Annotated in this window: 14 protein-coding genes and 3 pseudogenes; 7 read left to right on the top strand and 10 right to left on the bottom strand. The window is 62.0% G+C overall.

What is annotated here, in order from left to right; all coding sequences use genetic code 11:
• Positions 1 to 216: 216 nt before the first annotated feature.
• Positions 217 to 1,566: a DEAD/DEAH box helicase gene (locus tag PAB09_RS03330; protein WP_271034658.1), complete on the top strand. Its 1,350-nt coding sequence runs from the start codon at positions 217 to 219 to the stop codon at positions 1,564 to 1,566.
• Between the two features lie 109 nt (positions 1,567 to 1,675).
• The gene (locus tag PAB09_RS03325) at positions 1,676 to 2,926 is read left to right on the top strand and encodes an Rv3212 family protein (RefSeq protein WP_271034657.1); all 1,251 of its coding nucleotides are present in this window, start codon (positions 1,676 to 1,678) and stop codon (positions 2,924 to 2,926) included.
• Between the two features lie 168 nt (positions 2,927 to 3,094).
• Here the strand turns inward: PAB09_RS03325 and PAB09_RS13305 are convergent.
• The 3 pseudogenes from PAB09_RS13305 to PAB09_RS03310 form a co-directional block, all read right to left on the bottom strand.
• A pseudogene (locus PAB09_RS13305) lies at positions 3,095 to 3,253 on the bottom strand (ABC transporter ATP-binding protein); the annotation flags it as partial.
• Between the two features lie 152 nt (positions 3,254 to 3,405).
• Positions 3,406 to 3,942: pseudogene (locus PAB09_RS03315) on the bottom strand (oligopeptide/dipeptide ABC transporter ATP-binding protein); the annotation flags it as partial.
• A pseudogene (locus PAB09_RS03310) lies at positions 3,941 to 4,285 on the bottom strand (twin-arginine translocation signal domain-containing protein); the annotation flags it as partial. The pseudogenes PAB09_RS03310 and PAB09_RS03315, both read right to left, overlap by 2 nt.
• A 519-nt stretch (positions 4,286 to 4,804) precedes the next feature.
• On the opposite strand from PAB09_RS03310, the gene PAB09_RS03305 reads away from it, so the two are divergent.
• A complete protein-coding gene (locus tag PAB09_RS03305; protein ID WP_271034655.1) occupies positions 4,805 to 5,533 on the top strand; it encodes a FadR/GntR family transcriptional regulator in 729 nt (242 codons plus the stop codon).
• A gap of 465 nt (positions 5,534 to 5,998) precedes the next feature.
• Here the strand turns inward: PAB09_RS03305 and PAB09_RS03300 are convergent, their stop codons facing one another.
• From PAB09_RS03300 to PAB09_RS03290, 3 genes are all read right to left on the bottom strand, one after another.
• Positions 5,999 to 6,721, bottom strand: coding sequence for an N-acetylmannosamine-6-phosphate 2-epimerase (locus PAB09_RS03300; RefSeq protein ID WP_271034654.1), 723 nt, complete (start codon positions 6,719 to 6,721; stop codon positions 5,999 to 6,001).
• A 16-nt stretch (positions 6,722 to 6,737) separates the two neighbouring features.
• A complete protein-coding gene (locus PAB09_RS03295) occupies positions 6,738 to 7,787 on the bottom strand; it encodes an ROK family protein (RefSeq protein WP_271034653.1) in 1,050 nt (349 codons plus the stop codon).
• A gap of 99 nt (positions 7,788 to 7,886) precedes the next feature.
• Complete coding sequence (locus PAB09_RS03290; protein WP_271034652.1) at positions 7,887 to 8,837, bottom strand: dihydrodipicolinate synthase family protein; 951 nt, start codon at positions 8,835 to 8,837, stop codon at positions 7,887 to 7,889.
• A 222-nt stretch (positions 8,838 to 9,059) separates the two neighbouring features.
• Between PAB09_RS03290 and PAB09_RS03285 the strand changes: the two genes are divergently transcribed.
• Both PAB09_RS03285 and PAB09_RS03280 read left to right on the top strand, forming a co-directional pair.
• Positions 9,060 to 10,232: an N-acetylglucosamine-6-phosphate deacetylase gene (locus PAB09_RS03285; protein ID WP_271034651.1), complete on the top strand. Its 1,173-nt coding sequence runs from the start codon at positions 9,060 to 9,062 to the stop codon at positions 10,230 to 10,232.
• Between the two features lie 66 nt (positions 10,233 to 10,298).
• A complete protein-coding gene (locus tag PAB09_RS03280; RefSeq protein ID WP_271034650.1) occupies positions 10,299 to 11,081 on the top strand; it encodes a glucosamine-6-phosphate deaminase in 783 nt (260 codons plus the stop codon).
• Positions 11,082 to 11,397: 316 nt separating this feature from the next.
• Here the strand turns inward: PAB09_RS03280 and PAB09_RS03275 are convergent, their stop codons facing one another.
• Entirely contained in the window at positions 11,398 to 11,790 is a 393-nt protein-coding gene (locus PAB09_RS03275) for a hypothetical protein (RefSeq protein WP_442873733.1), read from the bottom strand.
• Positions 11,791 to 12,569: 779 nt separating this feature from the next.
• Between PAB09_RS03275 and PAB09_RS03270 the strand changes: the two genes are divergently transcribed.
• Positions 12,570 to 12,830 (top strand): WhiB family transcriptional regulator, encoded by a 261-nt coding sequence (locus PAB09_RS03270; protein WP_271034649.1) that lies wholly within the window; start codon positions 12,570 to 12,572, stop codon positions 12,828 to 12,830.
• Between the two features lie 120 nt (positions 12,831 to 12,950).
• Positions 12,951 to 13,025 carry a 50S ribosomal protein bL37 gene (locus PAB09_RS13300; protein ID WP_370443781.1) on the top strand — a complete coding sequence of 25 codons (75 nt, stop codon included), beginning with the start codon at positions 12,951 to 12,953 and terminating at the stop codon, positions 13,023 to 13,025.
• Between the two features lie 448 nt (positions 13,026 to 13,473).
• Here the strand turns inward: PAB09_RS13300 and PAB09_RS03265 are convergent, their stop codons facing one another.
• Genes PAB09_RS03265 through PAB09_RS03255 form a run of 3 tightly spaced genes read right to left on the bottom strand, consistent with a single transcriptional unit; the run spans position 13,474 to position 15,293 of the window.
• The gene (locus PAB09_RS03265; protein ID WP_271034648.1) at positions 13,474 to 13,959 is read right to left on the bottom strand and encodes a hypothetical protein; all 486 of its coding nucleotides are present in this window, start codon (positions 13,957 to 13,959) and stop codon (positions 13,474 to 13,476) included.
• Entirely contained in the window at positions 13,940 to 14,194 is a 255-nt protein-coding gene (locus PAB09_RS03260; protein ID WP_271034647.1) for a GNAT family N-acetyltransferase, read from the bottom strand. Before PAB09_RS03260 ends, PAB09_RS03265 begins: the two co-directional genes overlap by 20 nt.
• Positions 14,175 to 15,293 (bottom strand): pirin family protein, encoded by a 1,119-nt coding sequence (locus PAB09_RS03255; RefSeq protein ID WP_271034646.1) that lies wholly within the window; start codon positions 15,291 to 15,293, stop codon positions 14,175 to 14,177. Before PAB09_RS03255 ends, PAB09_RS03260 begins: the two co-directional genes overlap by 20 nt.
• Positions 15,294 to 15,512: the final 219 nt, after the last annotated feature.

The raw sequence follows: 15,512 nt of genomic DNA, 5'->3' as shown, positions 1-15,512 counted from the left end.
CTACTCCTTGTAGGTTTATGTGTTTGTTTCGATTGTTAAAGGCGCGCCCCTTGCGCGCTGCCCGCCGATAACGCTGGCTTGACGCGCGGAATTATTTTTGCGGGCATGTGCTTCAACGCTCAAACAACCGCTTAAGTTTCACACCGTTGCCAACGTGTGGGCAACTTGGCCGCGTAACCTCACTTATCTTAGCGGCCAACAGTTAGTATCGAGATTGTGTCAGCACCAAATTCGCATCCCTCTTTCACGCAGCTCGGCGTCGCCGTAGAGCTTACCGACGCTCTTGCGGCCCAAGGCATCACCCATACCTTTGCCATCCAGGAGCTCACCTTGCCGATCGCCCTCGACGGTCGCGATCTCATCGGCCAGGCTCGCACCGGCATGGGCAAGACCCTCGGTTTCGGCGTCCCGCTGCTTGACCGGGTCTTCGACTCCGCCGACGTCGAGGAGCTCGACGGCACCCCGCGCGCCTTGGTGGTGGTGCCCACCCGCGAGCTAGCGCAGCAAGTAGGCGATGACTTAGTGCGCGCAGCCAAGCTCACCCCGGTGCGGGTGACCACCATCTATGGCGGGCATCCTTTCGAGGATCAGGTCCAGGCGCTGGCGCGCGGCGTCGACGTCGTCGTCGGTACCCCGGGCCGCCTGCTGGATCTGTTCAAGCGGGGCAACCTTGCGCTTGACCGGGTGGCCATCTTGGTGCTGGACGAGGCCGACGAGATGCTCGATCTTGGCTTTTTCCCCGATATTGAGAAGATTCTGCAGGCACTAACCCACGAGCACCAGACGATGCTGTTCTCGGCAACCATGCCCGGCCCGGTGCTCACATTGGCGCGCACGTTTATGACCCAGCCGGTTCACATCCGCGCCGAGGACGTGGGCGCCTCGCAGACCCACGCCAGCACCAAGCAGGTGATCTTCCAGGCCCACCGCATGGACAAGCCCGCAGTCACCGCCCGCATCCTCCAGGCACGCGGCCGTGGCAAGACCATTATTTTCGCGCGCACCAAGCGCACCGCCGCCGAGCTTGCCGACGACCTCGCCGCGCGTGGCTTTTCCGTCGCCGCCGTCCATGGCGATCTAGGCCAGGCTGCCCGCGAGACCTCACTGAATGCTTTCCGCACCGGCCGGGTGGAGATCCTGGTAGCCACCGACGTGGCCGCCCGCGGCATCGACATCGACGATGTCACTCACGTCATCAACTACCAGACCCCAGACGATCCGATGACCTATGTCCACCGCATCGGACGCACCGGGCGTGCAGGACACTCCGGCACCGCGGTGACGCTGGTTGGATACGACGAGGTGACCAAGTGGTCGCTGATTAACGAGGAGATCGGCCTCGACCTGCCCGTACCGCCGCAGTGGTTTAGCACCTCCCCGGAGCTGTATGAGGCTTTGGACATCCCGGAGGATGCCACGGAGGAGATCGGCCCTGCACGCAAAGTCATCGGCGGTACCCGCGATCGCGCCCGCAACCCGCGCACGGCAGGCTCAGGGTCCGGGCGTGGGACCGGTGGTGCCCGTGGGCGCAGCTCGCGCGGTCGCGGACGACGCCGCGGCGACTAAGCAGCCGCCGGATCATCTCCCGTATTATCTTCAGCGCCGTCTTGGGACCTCCATGCCCGTCAAGGGGCGTAATTGTCAGCGCTATACCTTTCGAGCACAATAGGAGACCATGTCCGCCTCTTTGTCCGCCACGGTTGGCAGCAACCGCAAGAATTGGATCGCCACCTCGGTTATCACCGCGATAAGCGTGGTCGCCGTGTCCGCGGCGTGGGCTACAGCACCTATCCGCAACGCGGAGCTCAGCCCGGCCACGCAGCAGTATCAGGCCCAGGCTGCTCCCACCACGATACCGGCTGGCCTTACCCCCAGTTGGACCGGACCTGCGGACGCCTTCAACACCAAGCCGATCATCGCCGACGGGGTTGCCATCACCGCCGATACCTCCGGCTCCACAGGGGCCAAGACGGTGATCACGGGCGTGAATCCGTCCACCGGCCAGGCCCTGTGGACATATTCTCGCGATGAGGAATTATGTTCTTTGGGGCAGGCCTGGAAGAAGGCCGTGGTGGACTTCCGCACGGGCGTGGGCTGTGGCGATGTCGTGGCCATCGACGCCCAGAAGGGCACCTATGCGCGCACGCGCAGCGCCATCGCCAGCGACAATCCCGTGCCGGTTTCCTCCAATGACCGCGTGGGCATTGTCGGCGAGGATCGTGTGGAGTTGTGGCGCAATGACCTCGTGCGCACCGTCGAGTATGGCGACGTGGAGGCCAAGCAGGAAGCCGGGTACCAGCCCAACGAGGACTGCACCATCCGCTCGGCTCTGACCCGCAAGGAGCTCCTCGCCGTGGTCGAACAATGCGGCAACGTATCCTGGCTGCGCATGCTCAAGGCCACGCCGGAGGACTCCCGCAAGCCGGAGATCATCGGCGAGACCGTCCTGGCGTCCCCCGAAGCACAGGTGGTTGCTATCAGCCAAAATGGGGCAGCCGTCTACGCCGCCTCCGCCTCCGGCACCACCTTAAACGTCTACAACGACGCAGGTACCCTCACCACCTCTCAAGACGTGGATCCCGCGCCGATCGTGAGCAATCACGAGGGCGTGTTCGGCCCCGCAACAGCTGACATGCCGCACCACATGACCTGGTTTGATGGCAAGCGCCTGTTGTTGCTGCGCCCCGATACACTCGCCGTGGAGCGTGTCATCGACGGCGCGTTGGGCACCGGCACCGTCGTCGCTGATCGCCTCCTGGTCCCGGTCGCGGAAGGAATCGCAGTCTATAACTGGCAAACCGGCGAGACCGAATCCACCATCGCCATCGATCGCGCGGGATATTCCGGCCCCATAAGCTTGGGCTTAGCTGGCGCCACCGTGATCGAAAAGCGCGGGGAGCAACTCGTGGCCTTGCAACCTGCCTGATCGGCGGCACCGGTGGCACACAGGGCTGGGCAAGGCCTGCGGCCTGTGGGCGTCGGTAAGCAAAAACAAGAAACAAGAAACTGCCATCGGCGCCTGGCGCACATGGCGCGGTCGACGTCGACGGCAGTGTCTCCCCGTGACCTCAAGGCACAGGTGGGCTCGGCCCGGCTAGCTATCGAGCAGGCTTGGGGTTGCGGCCAGCAAGGTGCGGGTATATTCCTGCTGCGGGTTATTGAAGATCTCCTCGGTCGTGTTGGACTCGATGATCTCGCCACGCAGCATCACGGAGATGCGGTCGGAGACGCAGCGCACCGTGTTGATGTCGTGGACGTCATCCCGGAAGGCCTTAAAGTTGACGTTCTTGTTGGCGTGGACGGTATCCGGGGCAAAGAGCTTGCCGGTGCGGGTCTTGTGGATGACGTTGATGTCACGCAGCTCCACCACGGGCACCTGGCCTTCGATGATGGCCTGTTCCTTGCTCATTTCTTCTCTCCAATCAGGGCCAGCAACTCATCGGTTGCTGCATAAGAGTGCGTCGTGCCTTCGATGTGGCGCATCTTCGGCTTCTCGTGCAGGCCCACCGTCGGGTGCAGGGAGCGCGGCGCGAAGCGGTCGCCATCGACGAACTCGCGCGGGCTGGGCACGGTGCCGGGCACCTGGTAGAGACGGTCGACGCCGGCCTCGATGGACAGCACCGAGCCCAGCAGGCCGCAAGTGTACTCGTGGCGAGGATCGGACAGGATCTCCTTGGTCTTGCCCTCCTCGACCACCTGACCGGCGTACATGACCGTGATCTTGTGCACCAGGCGGGCAACCAGTGCCAAGCCGTGGGAGACGAAGATCATGGCGAAGCCCAGCTTGTCGCGCAGCTCGGTCAGCAGCTCCACCACCTGGTGTTGGACGGTGACGTCGAGTGCGGTGGTCGGCTCGTCGGCGATGAGCAGCTTCGGGTTACGAGTCAGCGCCATGGCGATGAGCACGCGCTGACGCTGGCCACCGGAAAGCTCATGCGGAGATGCTGGTGCCTTCCGACGACGGCAGGGTCTTGGCCAACGTGGCGTAGGTCTCGCCGCTGGCGGGATCCATCTCGGTCAGACCCTCGAGGACGTGCCAGTTGACGGCCACGGTCAGCGCGGCGGTGGTGGTCATCGGGTCGTAGCCGTTGGTGCCCAGCTCGTAGGAGATGGCGGCCTTAATGGTGCCGTCCTTGTTCTCCGAACCAGCCGCTGCGGTGCTTCCCCCGCTGCTGGTGTTGTTCGGCTTGTCAGGTGCGCAGGCGGAGATGGTGGCAGAGAGGCCGGCGGCAGCACCCAAGACACCGGTGATGCGTAGGAAGTTGCGGCGGGAGAGATTTGCCATGACTGGCTCCTCTTCTCATGGATATTGGGAGGGTGCCTGAGGCGTGTGCTAAGTGCTGCGTGGTAGGCGCCAAATGTGCGTATTCAACCGCGCGCACCCCAACCTAAAGCAGTGAAGTGTGTGAGGCTTTCCCGCCCCTACCAGCGTGGAAGCCAAGTGCCGCAAGCCTACGGACCAAGAGTTTCCCGGGGCGGGAGGTATGTAGTTGGCCTTGGTGTCGTGTTGGCTACAACCGCTCCAAGTTTGTTCCCCACAAGACCTCAGGGGGGTTACACTCAACAATGTACATCAGACATCTGATGTTAGCCAGAACTTATTCAAATATTATTTGGTAGTAGTTCACATAAGGGACATCTTTTGGGTCTATGCCTCATCGCAGCCCAAGAAATAAAAAGCTCGTGGCCTGCCCCTTTTAATCGAGCCACGAGCGAGTTGAGATAAAAGTGAAATAGATTTTCGCACCCTCTGGGGTATTATTTTCTATCACCTGTGCCCGATTGCACACCGAAGGAGTAGGTCATGGCCATCAAACCGAAAAGCGCATCAAGCATGGCTGTCGATGGAATTGTGCGCTTTATTCGCACCAACCACCTCCATTCGGGGGACGCATTGCCCAGCGAGACCGAGCTGTGCGAAACGCTGGATTGTTCGCGCTCCTCCGTCAGAGAGGCCATGCGCACCCTCAGCTCCCTCGATATCGTCGAGGTCCGCCACGGGCACGGCACGTACGTCTCCGGAATGTCCCTTGAACCATTGGTGCGCGGCATGGTACTACGCGTCATGCTCAATGTGGACGACTCCCTCAAAGACCTCGAACACGTCGTCGACCTGCGCGCCGCCTTCGATCACGCGCTCGCTGACGAACTTGCTGAGCGATGGAAAGGCCAGGACATCTCCCCCATCCTGGCCGTGGTAGACAAAATGCGCGCCAAGCATGTCCAGGGCGTGGACTTCGCTGAGGAGGATCGCGAGTTCCACCGGCTCCTACTCGCGCCCATCTCCAATCCGCTTATCAAAGAGCTTTCCGACGCCTTCTGGCAGGTCCACATGGAGGTCCTACCCCTGGTCAAACTCTCCATGCCCGAAGATGTCCAGATAACCCTCGGCGCACACGAGTCCATGATTCGCGCCCTCCACGACGGGGATGCCACCCGCTTCTCCGAGCTCGTCGACACCCATTACACCCCGCTGCGACGCTCCATCGCGCGCCAAATCAGCGCCGCTCCCGAGTCACAGCCCACCACCTAGGCCACCACCTCGGCCAACCGCACAGCCACAAGCGCTGCCGATACCCGCTCGAAGCTCGGTGGCGCTTCTTCTTTGCCGCGCACCCATCATTCGAGCCCGCACCCCTCACGCGCCGCACGGCGAGCGGAAATTATGCACACGGGGCCAGAATTCCCGCGGGCTTCAGATTTGCGGTCGAATTCAGTCTCGAGCATCCACAGAAAAAAGCCTGCACATGGCGGCCCGGCCAGCAACCCGGGGTCGAAAGCAGACTCCTTTCGACCGACTCCTTTCGACCGCAAACTTGAAGCTCACTCCCTTTTGTCAATAATTTCCACTGGATACATATTAATGACACTGCCGGCGGAAGCGGACGCCTACTTTTTGAAGGCGAATGCGCACAAGCGCCGCCCTCCTCGAGAAATCGGGGACGGCAGCGCTGGGGACACTTGCAGCCACGCGGGCGGTGGCACCAAGGAAGACTGCTTACTTGAGCAGTTCCGCGAAGTGTGCGGTGATCCAGTCGGGGGCGGTAATTGCCGTGCCGACGATCACCGCGTCGGCACCAGCCAGGCGGCCATGAGCGACATGAGCTGGCTCGTGGAAGCGCCCCTCGCCGATGATGAAGGCGTCCGGGCCGACCAGCTTGCGCCCGGCACGCAGGCAGTCGAGGTCCGGGCCGTGGGTCTTGGCGCGGTGGTCGGTGTAGCCGGCCAAAGTGGTGGACACGATATCTGCACCGGCCTCGTAGGCGGCGGCCATTTCCTCCGGGGTGGCGCAATCGGCCATCATCACAACGCCCTCGTCGTGGGCCACCTGGACCAGGTCGGCGAACTCCGAACCGTCTGGGCGGGTCCGGAAGGTGGCATCCGCGCACACGACGGCCGCACCTGCGCGTGCGACGTTGGCAACCGACTTCTTCGTCGGGGTGATGTAGACGCCGGTGGTGCCTTCCTTGGTGAGGCCAAAGATCGGTACGTCCACGGCCTGTGCGATGGAGGCGATGTCCTCCAGCCCGCCATAGCCGCCGCACCGAATGGCCGGGGTGCCGCCGTCGACGCAGGCCATCGCGACGCGGGTCAGCGTGTGGGTGTCACGCATGGCATGCCCGGCGGGCGCCTGAACGGAAACGATAAGCTGGCCCCGCACGCGGTCGAAGATCTCCTGGCGGCGGCCGTCAAGGTTGCTGGATTGAAACTGAAAAGTCATGGTTGATTCCGGGTTTCTACTTGATTGATTCGTTGTTGTGAACCGCGCGGGCATAGGCCGCGGCAGCCACGAGTGGAGCGGTGCCCTCGAGGGTGCTCGTGAGCACCGCAACCTGTTTGTTGGGTGCAAGGGCGGTGTCGCCGATACCGCGGATGATCGGATCGGTGATGATCGTGCCGATGCCCACCACGCCGCCGCCGAGGACAACCGCCTCAAGGTCAAAGGCGGTTACCAGCGCGCTCACACTTCGGCCTAGTCCATAGAGATTGCCGTCACTAACCTCTTTGGCTAGGGTTTCCCCAGCACGATAGCGCTCGATGATCGCCTTGAGCGTGGTGTGCGCGTCACGCGGGTCGGACCAGGGGATCCGGGCGCGATCAGAAGGGTCGTTTTCAAGTGCCTCGTAGTAGCGCACCAGCGAAGGCTCAGAGGCGATGTTTTCTACTCGATCGGCCATGCCACGGCAGTCGGCGGCGACGAGTTCGGAGAGCTCGCCCGCAGTACCCGCGGGGCCGTCGGCAAGCTGGCCATCGATCATCACGGCGCCGCCGATGCCGGTTCCGACGGACACGTAGAGCACCCTCCCGCGATCGTTGGCTCCTTCGGCACGACTTCCAGCATTGATGGCCCTACCCGCACCGAGGTGGTGCTCGCCAAAGGCCCAAATGCGAACGTCGTTGTGCACCGCGATGGGCAGCGCGGTCGCCTGCCCATCGCCGGGGATGAGCGAGGCCAGGGTGGTGGACTGCCAGCCGGGAATCGTCGCGCCGGCGTAGACGATCGTCCCGGTGTGGGTGTCGACGACCCCCGGTGCCCCAATGCCCGCGCGTACGACGTCAAGCCCAAGTCCCGTGGCCTGCGCAAGCGCTTCGCGCGCCGCCGCGGTGACCTGATCGCGGATACGCCCGCCGACTGGCTGGCTGGGTATACGCCCTTCGCCGAGAACCGCCGTGGGTTCGTCATCGGGGACTAACCCATAGGCAATTTTCGTGCCACCGATATCCAACACGAGGCTGGCGGGTCTTAGGCCGGGTTGGCTTGCGAGGGGTCTTTCGTGTGCTGTCATCGCTTCACCCATCATGGAAGAAACTAACTAGGTAAGTGGTATCAGAACGAGCAACGCTGCGCGGAAACGCCCTGGTGGGCGTCGGCAAGCAGCCTTTCGTTAGAGCTCGATGCCTGCAGCGTCGACGATGGCATTGATGCGGGCGAGCTCGTCATCGTTGAGGGGCTGGTGGGTCGGGGCCATGAGGTGGTTCGGGAACACGCCCAGGTGGTGCAAGGCAGCCTTGAATCCGCCGAGGCCTGCCGAGGAGCCGCCCATGCGGGCGCCGTCGCCGACGAAGACGATGGCAAACAGGCGGTTGATGGCCGTTTGCAGCTTGGCGGCCTCGGCGAAGCTGCCCGCGACGAGCAGGCGATGCAGGCGCACGTAGGAAACAGGGTCGACATTGCCCAGGCCCGGAACGACGCCGTCGACGCCGCCGAGGTAGGCCATGTCCACGGTTGTCTCGGAACCGGTGAGGATGGTGAAGTCCTCGATACCGGCATCATTGCGCGCCTCGACGAGAGAACGGGTGAAGGAATCAACGCCGCCGGAATCCTTCACACCGGACAGGACGCCTTCCTTGGCCAGTTCGATCAACAGTGGCACGGACAAGGTCACATGCACGGAAACCGGGATGTTGTAGGCGAAAAGGGGCAGGTCCGGGGCGGCCTCGTGGATGCGGCGGAAGTGGTCGCGGATCTCGTTGTCGTGGGTGCGCACATAAAACGGCGCGGTGGCAACCAAGCCCTGGGCACCGGCTTCCTTGGCGTCGGCTACCAGCTGTAGCACGCGCGGCAAGGTGGTGTCGATGACGCCGGCAGTGACGGGAACGCGACCGGCGGCCCGATCGACGATGGTCTCGATGACAAGCTTGCGCTGTTCGCGGGTGAGGAAGACCGTCTCCGCGGAGGAGCCGAGGGCAAACAGTGCATCCACGCCAGCGGCGATGAGGCGATCGACCTGCTTGCGCAGGGTCGCGGTGTCAACTTCAAAGTCGTCAGTGAAAGGGGTAAGAACCGGCGGGACGACACCAGTAAAGGACTTAGCCAGGTGAGGATGCTCCTTCATTCATTGTGGGGATACGACGTGGATGACACATGGATTGCACGAAGGTACAACCGGCAAGTGGCAACCAGCCATACAACCGGTGCAGCGAGTGCGGTTGGCTATATGGGAAGCGTTGGCGGCGTAAGAAATGCCATAACGCGGATAACATCAGACATCTTACGTCTTATGTGTGTTCTGGGATAGGATATTTCTTGAATAAACCTCGAGCATTAGGGAAATCACATGCCTAACACCCTTTTCGGATTCCTCCCTGGGCAAGAAAACCCGCAGGCCATCACCGTCGAAGACGGAATCATTACCGCCATCGAGCCCGTTTCAGAGCAAGGAGCCAGCACGCACATCGCGACGGCTTCGTCACACAGCGATCACGACGACTACCTCACGTGGGTCCCCGGCTTCGTCGACCTGCACAACCACGGCGGCAACAAGGGGGCCTTCCCCACCGGCACCGTCGAGGACTGCGAACGAGCAGCCAACTTCCACCTCGCCCACGGCACCACCACTTTGCTAGCCAGTCTGGTCTCCGGCACCCGCGACGAGCTATGTTCCCAATCCGAGCTGTTGGCTGGACTCGCCGAGCGCGGCCTCATCCACGGCATTCACATGGAAGGCCCCTTCATCTCCGCCTGCCGATGCGGCGCCCAAGACCCCAGCCGCATCACCGAAGGCGACCCGGAGTTTTTCGCCGACGTGATCGAAGCCGCCCGCGGGCACCTCCGCTCGATCACCTTCGCGCCGGAGACCGACAATGCCACAGAGCTGATGAAACTGTGCGCGAAACACAACATCATCGCAAGCCTGGGCCACACCGATGCGGACTTCGCCACCACCCTCGCGATGGTCGAATACGGCCGTCAGCTCGGCGCGACGGTCACCGCCACGCACCTGTTTAATGCCATGCCGCAGATCCACCATCGCGACCCCGGCGCGGCGGCCGCCCTGATCACCGCCGGTCGGGCACAGCTCGCCCACGTCGAACTCGTCGCCGACGGCGTCCACCTCGACGATGGCACCGTCGACATGGTCGCCGGACTCGGCGCCTTCGCGGTCACCGACGCCGTGGAGGCCGCCGGCATGCCCGACGGGATGTATCGTCTGGGCCAGCTGGATGTCATCGTCATCGACGGCGTGGCCCGGATTACCGACGAGGCGGGAAAGCCCGCGGCAATTGCCGGTGGCACCTCCACCCTCGCACAGCAATTCTCCCGCTTTGCCAGCCGCCACAGCCTCGAAGAGGCCGTGGAATTTACCTCCACCGTCGCCGCGGATGTCGCAGGCCTTGGTCTTCGTCGCGGCCGCATCGATGTAGGCTTCGACGCCGACCTAGTGGGCCTTGATCGAACTCCAACCCCCGTTCGCGTCCTACGCCACGGCGAGGAAGTAGCAACTCGCTAGCCACTCACAGTCGATCAGCCCCTTCATCACCCCGTATTCACAGTCTTTTCCCACTAGGAGCATTCCATGGAGATTCTCATCCGTCCCAACGCCAATGAGGTCGCCGTCCTGGCAGCAGATATCCTGGCTGGCTATGCCAAGAAAGGTGCCACGCTCGGCCTGGCCACCGGATCCACACCAGTTGCCACCTATGCTGAGCTCATCCGACGCTATAAGGAAGATGACTTAAGCTTCGCGCAATGCCGCGCCTTCCTGCTCGACGAGTACGTCGAATTCGACCGTGCGCACGAGCAAAGCTACTATTCCACCATCCGCCGGGAGTTCACCAGCCACATCGATATCCCCGACGAGTTGGTTAAAAGCCCAGGCAGCGACGATGATTCCGCCCGTCCCGACGAAGCCGCCGCAGCCTACGAGCGCGCCATCGTTGAAGCCGGCGGCATTGACATCCAGCTGCTGGGCATCGGTTCGAATGGCCACATCGGCTTCAACGAGCCCTCCAGCTCCCTGAGCTCGCTGACCCGCGTAAAGACCCTGCACCCACAGACCGTCCGCGATAATTCCCGTTTCTTCGACTCCGCTGACAACGTGCCCCTGCACGTGCTCACCCAGGGCCTGGGCACGATTTCGCGCGCAGGCCACCTGCTATTGCTGGCTACGGGCGAAGGCAAGGCCGAGGCCATTCGCGCGGCCGTGGAAGGCCCGGTATCCGCCATGTGCCCGGCCTCGATCTTGCAGTGGCACCGCCACGCCACCGTCATCGTCGATGAGGCCGCAGCCTCCCTGCTAGTCAATCGCGAGTACTACCAACTCACCGACTCCCACAAGCCCGACTGGCAGGCCTACTAGGCAGCGCTCCTTTCGCAACATACGTTCGCGCTGGGCGCGTTTGACCCCCCAAGCGCTCCACCGCGCCATCGCCCTATTGACATCAAAGGAGTCAAACATGAGAGAGGCTTGCCTGACATCGCCGATATGTGCAAAAACCTAGCATGAAAGCTCGTTTTCACAGAGCAAAGCCCAACCATCTACCGCCTTACGACGGTGGTGGTTGGGCGATTTCCTTCTTCAGCCATCCCGGCATCGGCTATCGTGCACACAACCGGTGCCCGCAAAAGGGTTTTCCACATGGGCGCTCCCCGGCGCCAACGCGGGGCGCCTGGGACTATCGGTTGTATTGCGCGGCGGCCCATTGCACGGCCAGCGGGCTAAATGAGCATCCCAGGCCAACCAGGCAGGTCACGGCGGTGAGCCCGCCCCACAGCGGCTGCCCACCGCTGAACATGTAATAGGAAATCAGCAGCAGGAGGATCTGCAGCATGATGACAGGGCCGCGGCCCCACCGCTTGCCGCGCATCATCATGATCGCGCCGGCGATCACGGTGCCGAAGACGATGAGCAAAAATGCGGCGGTGCCCAGCCCGACCGCGGTGTTTGCGTTCTCGGTCTCGTAGTACAGCGAAGGATCGGTTTTGCCCATGAACGAGCGCACGATGAGCACGATCGCGTAGCCGATGCCGAGGGCCGACTGAGCAAGGGCGATCACGCCCGCCCACATCACAGGTGCTGGTGGCTTAGTATTCACGTCCAAGAAGTCTAGCCCACCGCGCGCGCCGAGGATCGGGCGAAACGCAGCGGGGGTTAGCCACGCCACGGGGGCTCGCGGTGGGCTGAGGACGGTGACACCACTGCCCTGCGATCGATCGCGGCACCATTGCAATCCGGTGCGCGCATGTGCGGCATCCATCGCGTGCTTGACGACGCCACCAGGTCACCTTCACTCAGGTGTGCCTTTTCGTTTACCGTATATTCGATACCCGCGCTTGCCCGGCACCGTGAATGTAACTCGACGTTTACCCCGCGCTGAGTGGCCTCACGCACCCTTTCCTGAGATCATCAGACAACCGAGGGCACGTGGGATGATACGCCGATTTGACCTAGCGGTCTCATCTAGTTTTTAACGTTCTATAGAAAATCAGCAGGTAACTAAGTTTTTATCCCTACGCCCCACAGGAATTCCGAAAGCCACACCCGTGAGACGGCTCTCAAATCTCCCCTAAAAGTGTGATACTTACAACATTTTCACCTTAAGGTCTAGCGCTTACCCGGTGGACATGTCATTATTTCTAAGTACTTCGCGGCAAGCAAGAAGTAAACGCTTGCCCAACCTTGGGAAACCGCACAGTAAACATTTCCTAAACCCCACGCTCGGACGGGGTGGGGTATGTTTCTACGCCCGCGCCCAACGCCTCTTTCAAGTATCACCCGATTTTTCGGGCTACTACGCGCGCGCTCACCAAGGAACACCCACTTAGACAAACTTTTGAAGGAGTTACGATGGATTGGCGCCACGAAGCCGTTTGCCGCGACGAAGATCCTGAGCTGTTCTTCCCAGTTGGCAACTCCGGCCCCGCCCTTGCCCAGATCGCTGCCGCTAAGGTTGTATGCAACCGTTGCCCGGTTACCTCTCAATGCCTGGCATGGGCGCTGGAGACCGGCCAGGATGCCGGCGTGTGGGGCGGCATGAGCGAGGACGAGCGTCGCGCGCTCAAGCGCCGCAAGAACCGCGGTCGCGGCCGCGCACGCACCACCATCTAAGAACCCCTTCCCCTCCGCCTACGCGGGGTCAAGGGTTTACAGGTACCCAATTTCTTTTCAGCCTCCCTCTAGCACTAGACTGGAGGACTGTTATTTGCCCCAATTAATGAGGAGTGCCCCATGAGCCAGCGAGGCCGTAAGCGCAAGGACCGCCGTAAGAAGAAGGCTAACCACGGTAAGCGTCCAAACGCATAAGCAAGCGTTTTTCGCTTCACTTTAGGAAGGCGACTAGCACCCGTGGTGTTAGTCGCCTTCCTTTTTCTTTCCCGCCGCGATCATCCCCCTTCCACACCGTAGTCAACCCTTCAGGGTAAAGCATCGGGTTGGAAGGCTTTGACAAATGCGGATGAGTCAGCACCATGCGCACCCACCCCCGGCACGAGTGGAAAGATAGCCAAAGGAACTCACCCAACAAAGGACCTCAATAAGGTCAAGGGTTTTTCCACCACGTTCACACAAGGAGCGCCCCTCGGTGAACTAACATTCCACAAGCCCGCATGCCCCGTGCATACACAGGCCACTTTTCCCATAGGGAATACATTCCTATATCACCGCGCTAGAATATGTAGATATATCAACAAAGCCTCGGTGGGGTTCACCCCATACCGCCGAATTTTTCTAGGACACATTACTTAATAGACCACTACGTCATCTGCCCAAAGAGCACATCATGACCGCCATCGTCACCACAGCAGCCGAGCTCGCCCACGCCATCGAGCAGCAGGACAAGGTTATTGAAGTCTCCGGAACCATCACCGGCTCCCCCTCCGTCACCCTGTCCAAGGGCACCACCATTCGCGGTATCGGCGATGACGCCACCCTCGCCTTCCTGGCAAAGGGTCTGCGGCTTAGCGCCGACAACACGGTGGAAAACCTCACTGTGACCACCACCGACTATGAGGTGGCCATCTACAATGACACCTCGATCGCGAATGCCGGAACCTTGCGCCTGGTCAATGTCCGCACGATCGGCCAAATATACCTCGTTGCCGAGGACGAGCTCGACACCGTCCGCGTCGAGGTCGACGGCGTCCATGTCCAGCAGGCTGACGTGCGTGGCCGCGTCGAGCGGCCCCACGGCTATAACGTTGATGTCCTCCAAGGCGGGCTTACCCTGTGGAACCGCCAAAAGGATGCCGCAGTGCTTGCTCCACGAGGATGGTGGCTAGCCCGCGCCCGCCAAAAGCCTCGGGGACCTCCGTGTGGAAGTAGATTCGATCGGTTGCCCCACCGTTTTCCACATCCACATAGAAGGTGCGGCCCATCGTCTGCCCGGTTGCGACATCCTTGATAGCAAAGGCACCGAGCGCATCATCGCGGATGACTTCAACCTCCGCGCAGGTCTTATCCTTGAATGTGCTCATCGCGGGTGAAGCCTTCCTTTGTGATGGTGACGGTCTCGGTGTAGTCGCCGGGGTTGGGCAGCTCCGGGCGGGCCACCGGCTCCGGGTTTTTGCGTGCGCGGATCCTGGCCTTGGGAAGCTCGGGCGCAGGCAACCAGCTTTGCCCGTAGATGTTGGCATTCGGCCCGCCGTGCCCGACATAACCCTCCACCTGACCGAATCTTTCGGTGCGCTCCTGCCATTCTTTGCGGAAGGCCTCAATCTCCCCCGAATCGCGGCCGACGAAGTTCCACCACATCACGATGTCCTCACCGAAGGGCGTGCCGCCGAGGAGCACCATGCGCGCAGGTTCGTCGCCGACATTGTCGATGTGAAGATACCTCGCCCCGATGCCGGTATAGCCGATCGCCGCGTACTCGACGCGCACGCCCTCCAGTCGGACATCGCCGCTATCAACGAGCAGCCCATGCTCGAAGGATGGGTCCACCTCCAGGCTCACGCTGGCGTGGGGTTCCAGCCGGATCTCGGCACCCAGTAGCGGGGTGAAGGTGGCCACCGGCGAGGTATCGCCCAGAAGCGATCCCAGGAACACGATGGCACTACCTCCCTCAAAGGTCACGGGTTCTGGGCGGTAGTGCTCGAAGTTACGTGGGGTACTCGCGCGCACGGAGTCCGGAAGTGCGACCCACAGCTGCACGCCGTGGAGGGTGGTGACGGTGTCCGTCGTGGTCTCCGAGTGGCAGATGCCGCCGCCTGCTGTCATGAGGTTGACCTCGCCGGGGCGGACCATACCCCGGTTTCCGCCGGAATCGATATGGGCGATCTCCCCCTCGAACAGCCAACTGACGGTCTGCAGCCCGGTGTGCGGATGCGGGGCGACATCCATGCCGCCGGTCACCGAGACGTCATCGGGGCCGTAGTGGTCCGCGAAGCACCAGGCTCCGATCAGGGAACGCTTCTTTTGCGGCAGGGTCCGATTGACCTTCATCGCGCGAGGTCCGCCTAGGGGAACAAGGCGGGAGGTGATGATCTCCACTGGACACCGATCAGCCTTGGGATCGAGAGTTTCGGGATGCAATCGGCAGAGGAATTCCTCCGGCTTCCGCTCAAGATTGCTCATAAGGTCAGTCTATTCAGTCACCCCCTCCAGCGCTGGCCTTTGTTGAATGCACAACATACCCGGCTCCCCCACCCTCGGCTTTTACACCGACGCCCAGCAGTGCAACCACGCTGAGACGATGCAGGCCACCAAGGCGAGACACCGTCGTCCCACACCGACCCCACACTGTGAGGTGGCACATAGTTTCTTCCATTATTACGGTTCCGTAACCTACGCTAA

Source organism: Corynebacterium sp. SCR221107 (genome assembly GCF_027886475.1).
Lineage (GTDB): Bacteria > Actinomycetota > Actinomycetes > Mycobacteriales > Mycobacteriaceae > Corynebacterium.
Note: the sequence above shows the minus strand (reverse complement) of the source record. Positions and strands in the feature narration are given on the sequence as shown.

What these genes read in the sequence shown, in the direction of transcription:
- PAB09_RS03325 (WP_271034657.1), top strand. Translation starts at nt 1,676, where the DNA reads ATGTCCGCCTCTTTGTCCGCCACGGTTGGCAGCAACCGCAAGAATTGG.
- PAB09_RS03305 (WP_271034655.1), top strand. Translation starts at nt 4,805, where the DNA reads ATGGCCATCAAACCGAAAAGCGCATCAAGCATGGCTGTCGATGGAATT.
- PAB09_RS03300 (WP_271034654.1), bottom strand. Translation starts at nt 6,721, where the DNA reads ATGACTTTTCAGTTTCAATCCAGCAACCTTGACGGCCGCCGCCAGGAG.
- PAB09_RS03295 (WP_271034653.1), bottom strand. Translation starts at nt 7,787, where the DNA reads ATGACAGCACACGAAAGACCCCTCGCAAGCCAACCCGGCCTAAGACCC.
- PAB09_RS03290 (WP_271034652.1), bottom strand. Translation starts at nt 8,837, where the DNA reads ATGAAGGAGCATCCTCACCTGGCTAAGTCCTTTACTGGTGTCGTCCCG.
- PAB09_RS03285 (WP_271034651.1), top strand. Translation starts at nt 9,060, where the DNA reads ATGCCTAACACCCTTTTCGGATTCCTCCCTGGGCAAGAAAACCCGCAG.
- PAB09_RS03280 (WP_271034650.1), top strand. Translation starts at nt 10,299, where the DNA reads ATGGAGATTCTCATCCGTCCCAACGCCAATGAGGTCGCCGTCCTGGCA.
- PAB09_RS03275 (WP_442873733.1), bottom strand. Translation starts at nt 11,790, where the DNA reads ATGTGGGCGGGCGTGATCGCCCTTGCTCAGTCGGCCCTCGGCATCGGC.
- PAB09_RS03270 (WP_271034649.1), top strand. Translation starts at nt 12,570, where the DNA reads ATGGATTGGCGCCACGAAGCCGTTTGCCGCGACGAAGATCCTGAGCTG.
- PAB09_RS03260 (WP_271034647.1), bottom strand. Translation starts at nt 14,194, where the DNA reads ATGAGCACATTCAAGGATAAGACCTGCGCGGAGGTTGAAGTCATCCGC.
- PAB09_RS03255 (WP_271034646.1), bottom strand. Translation starts at nt 15,293, where the DNA reads ATGAGCAATCTTGAGCGGAAGCCGGAGGAATTCCTCTGCCGATTGCAT.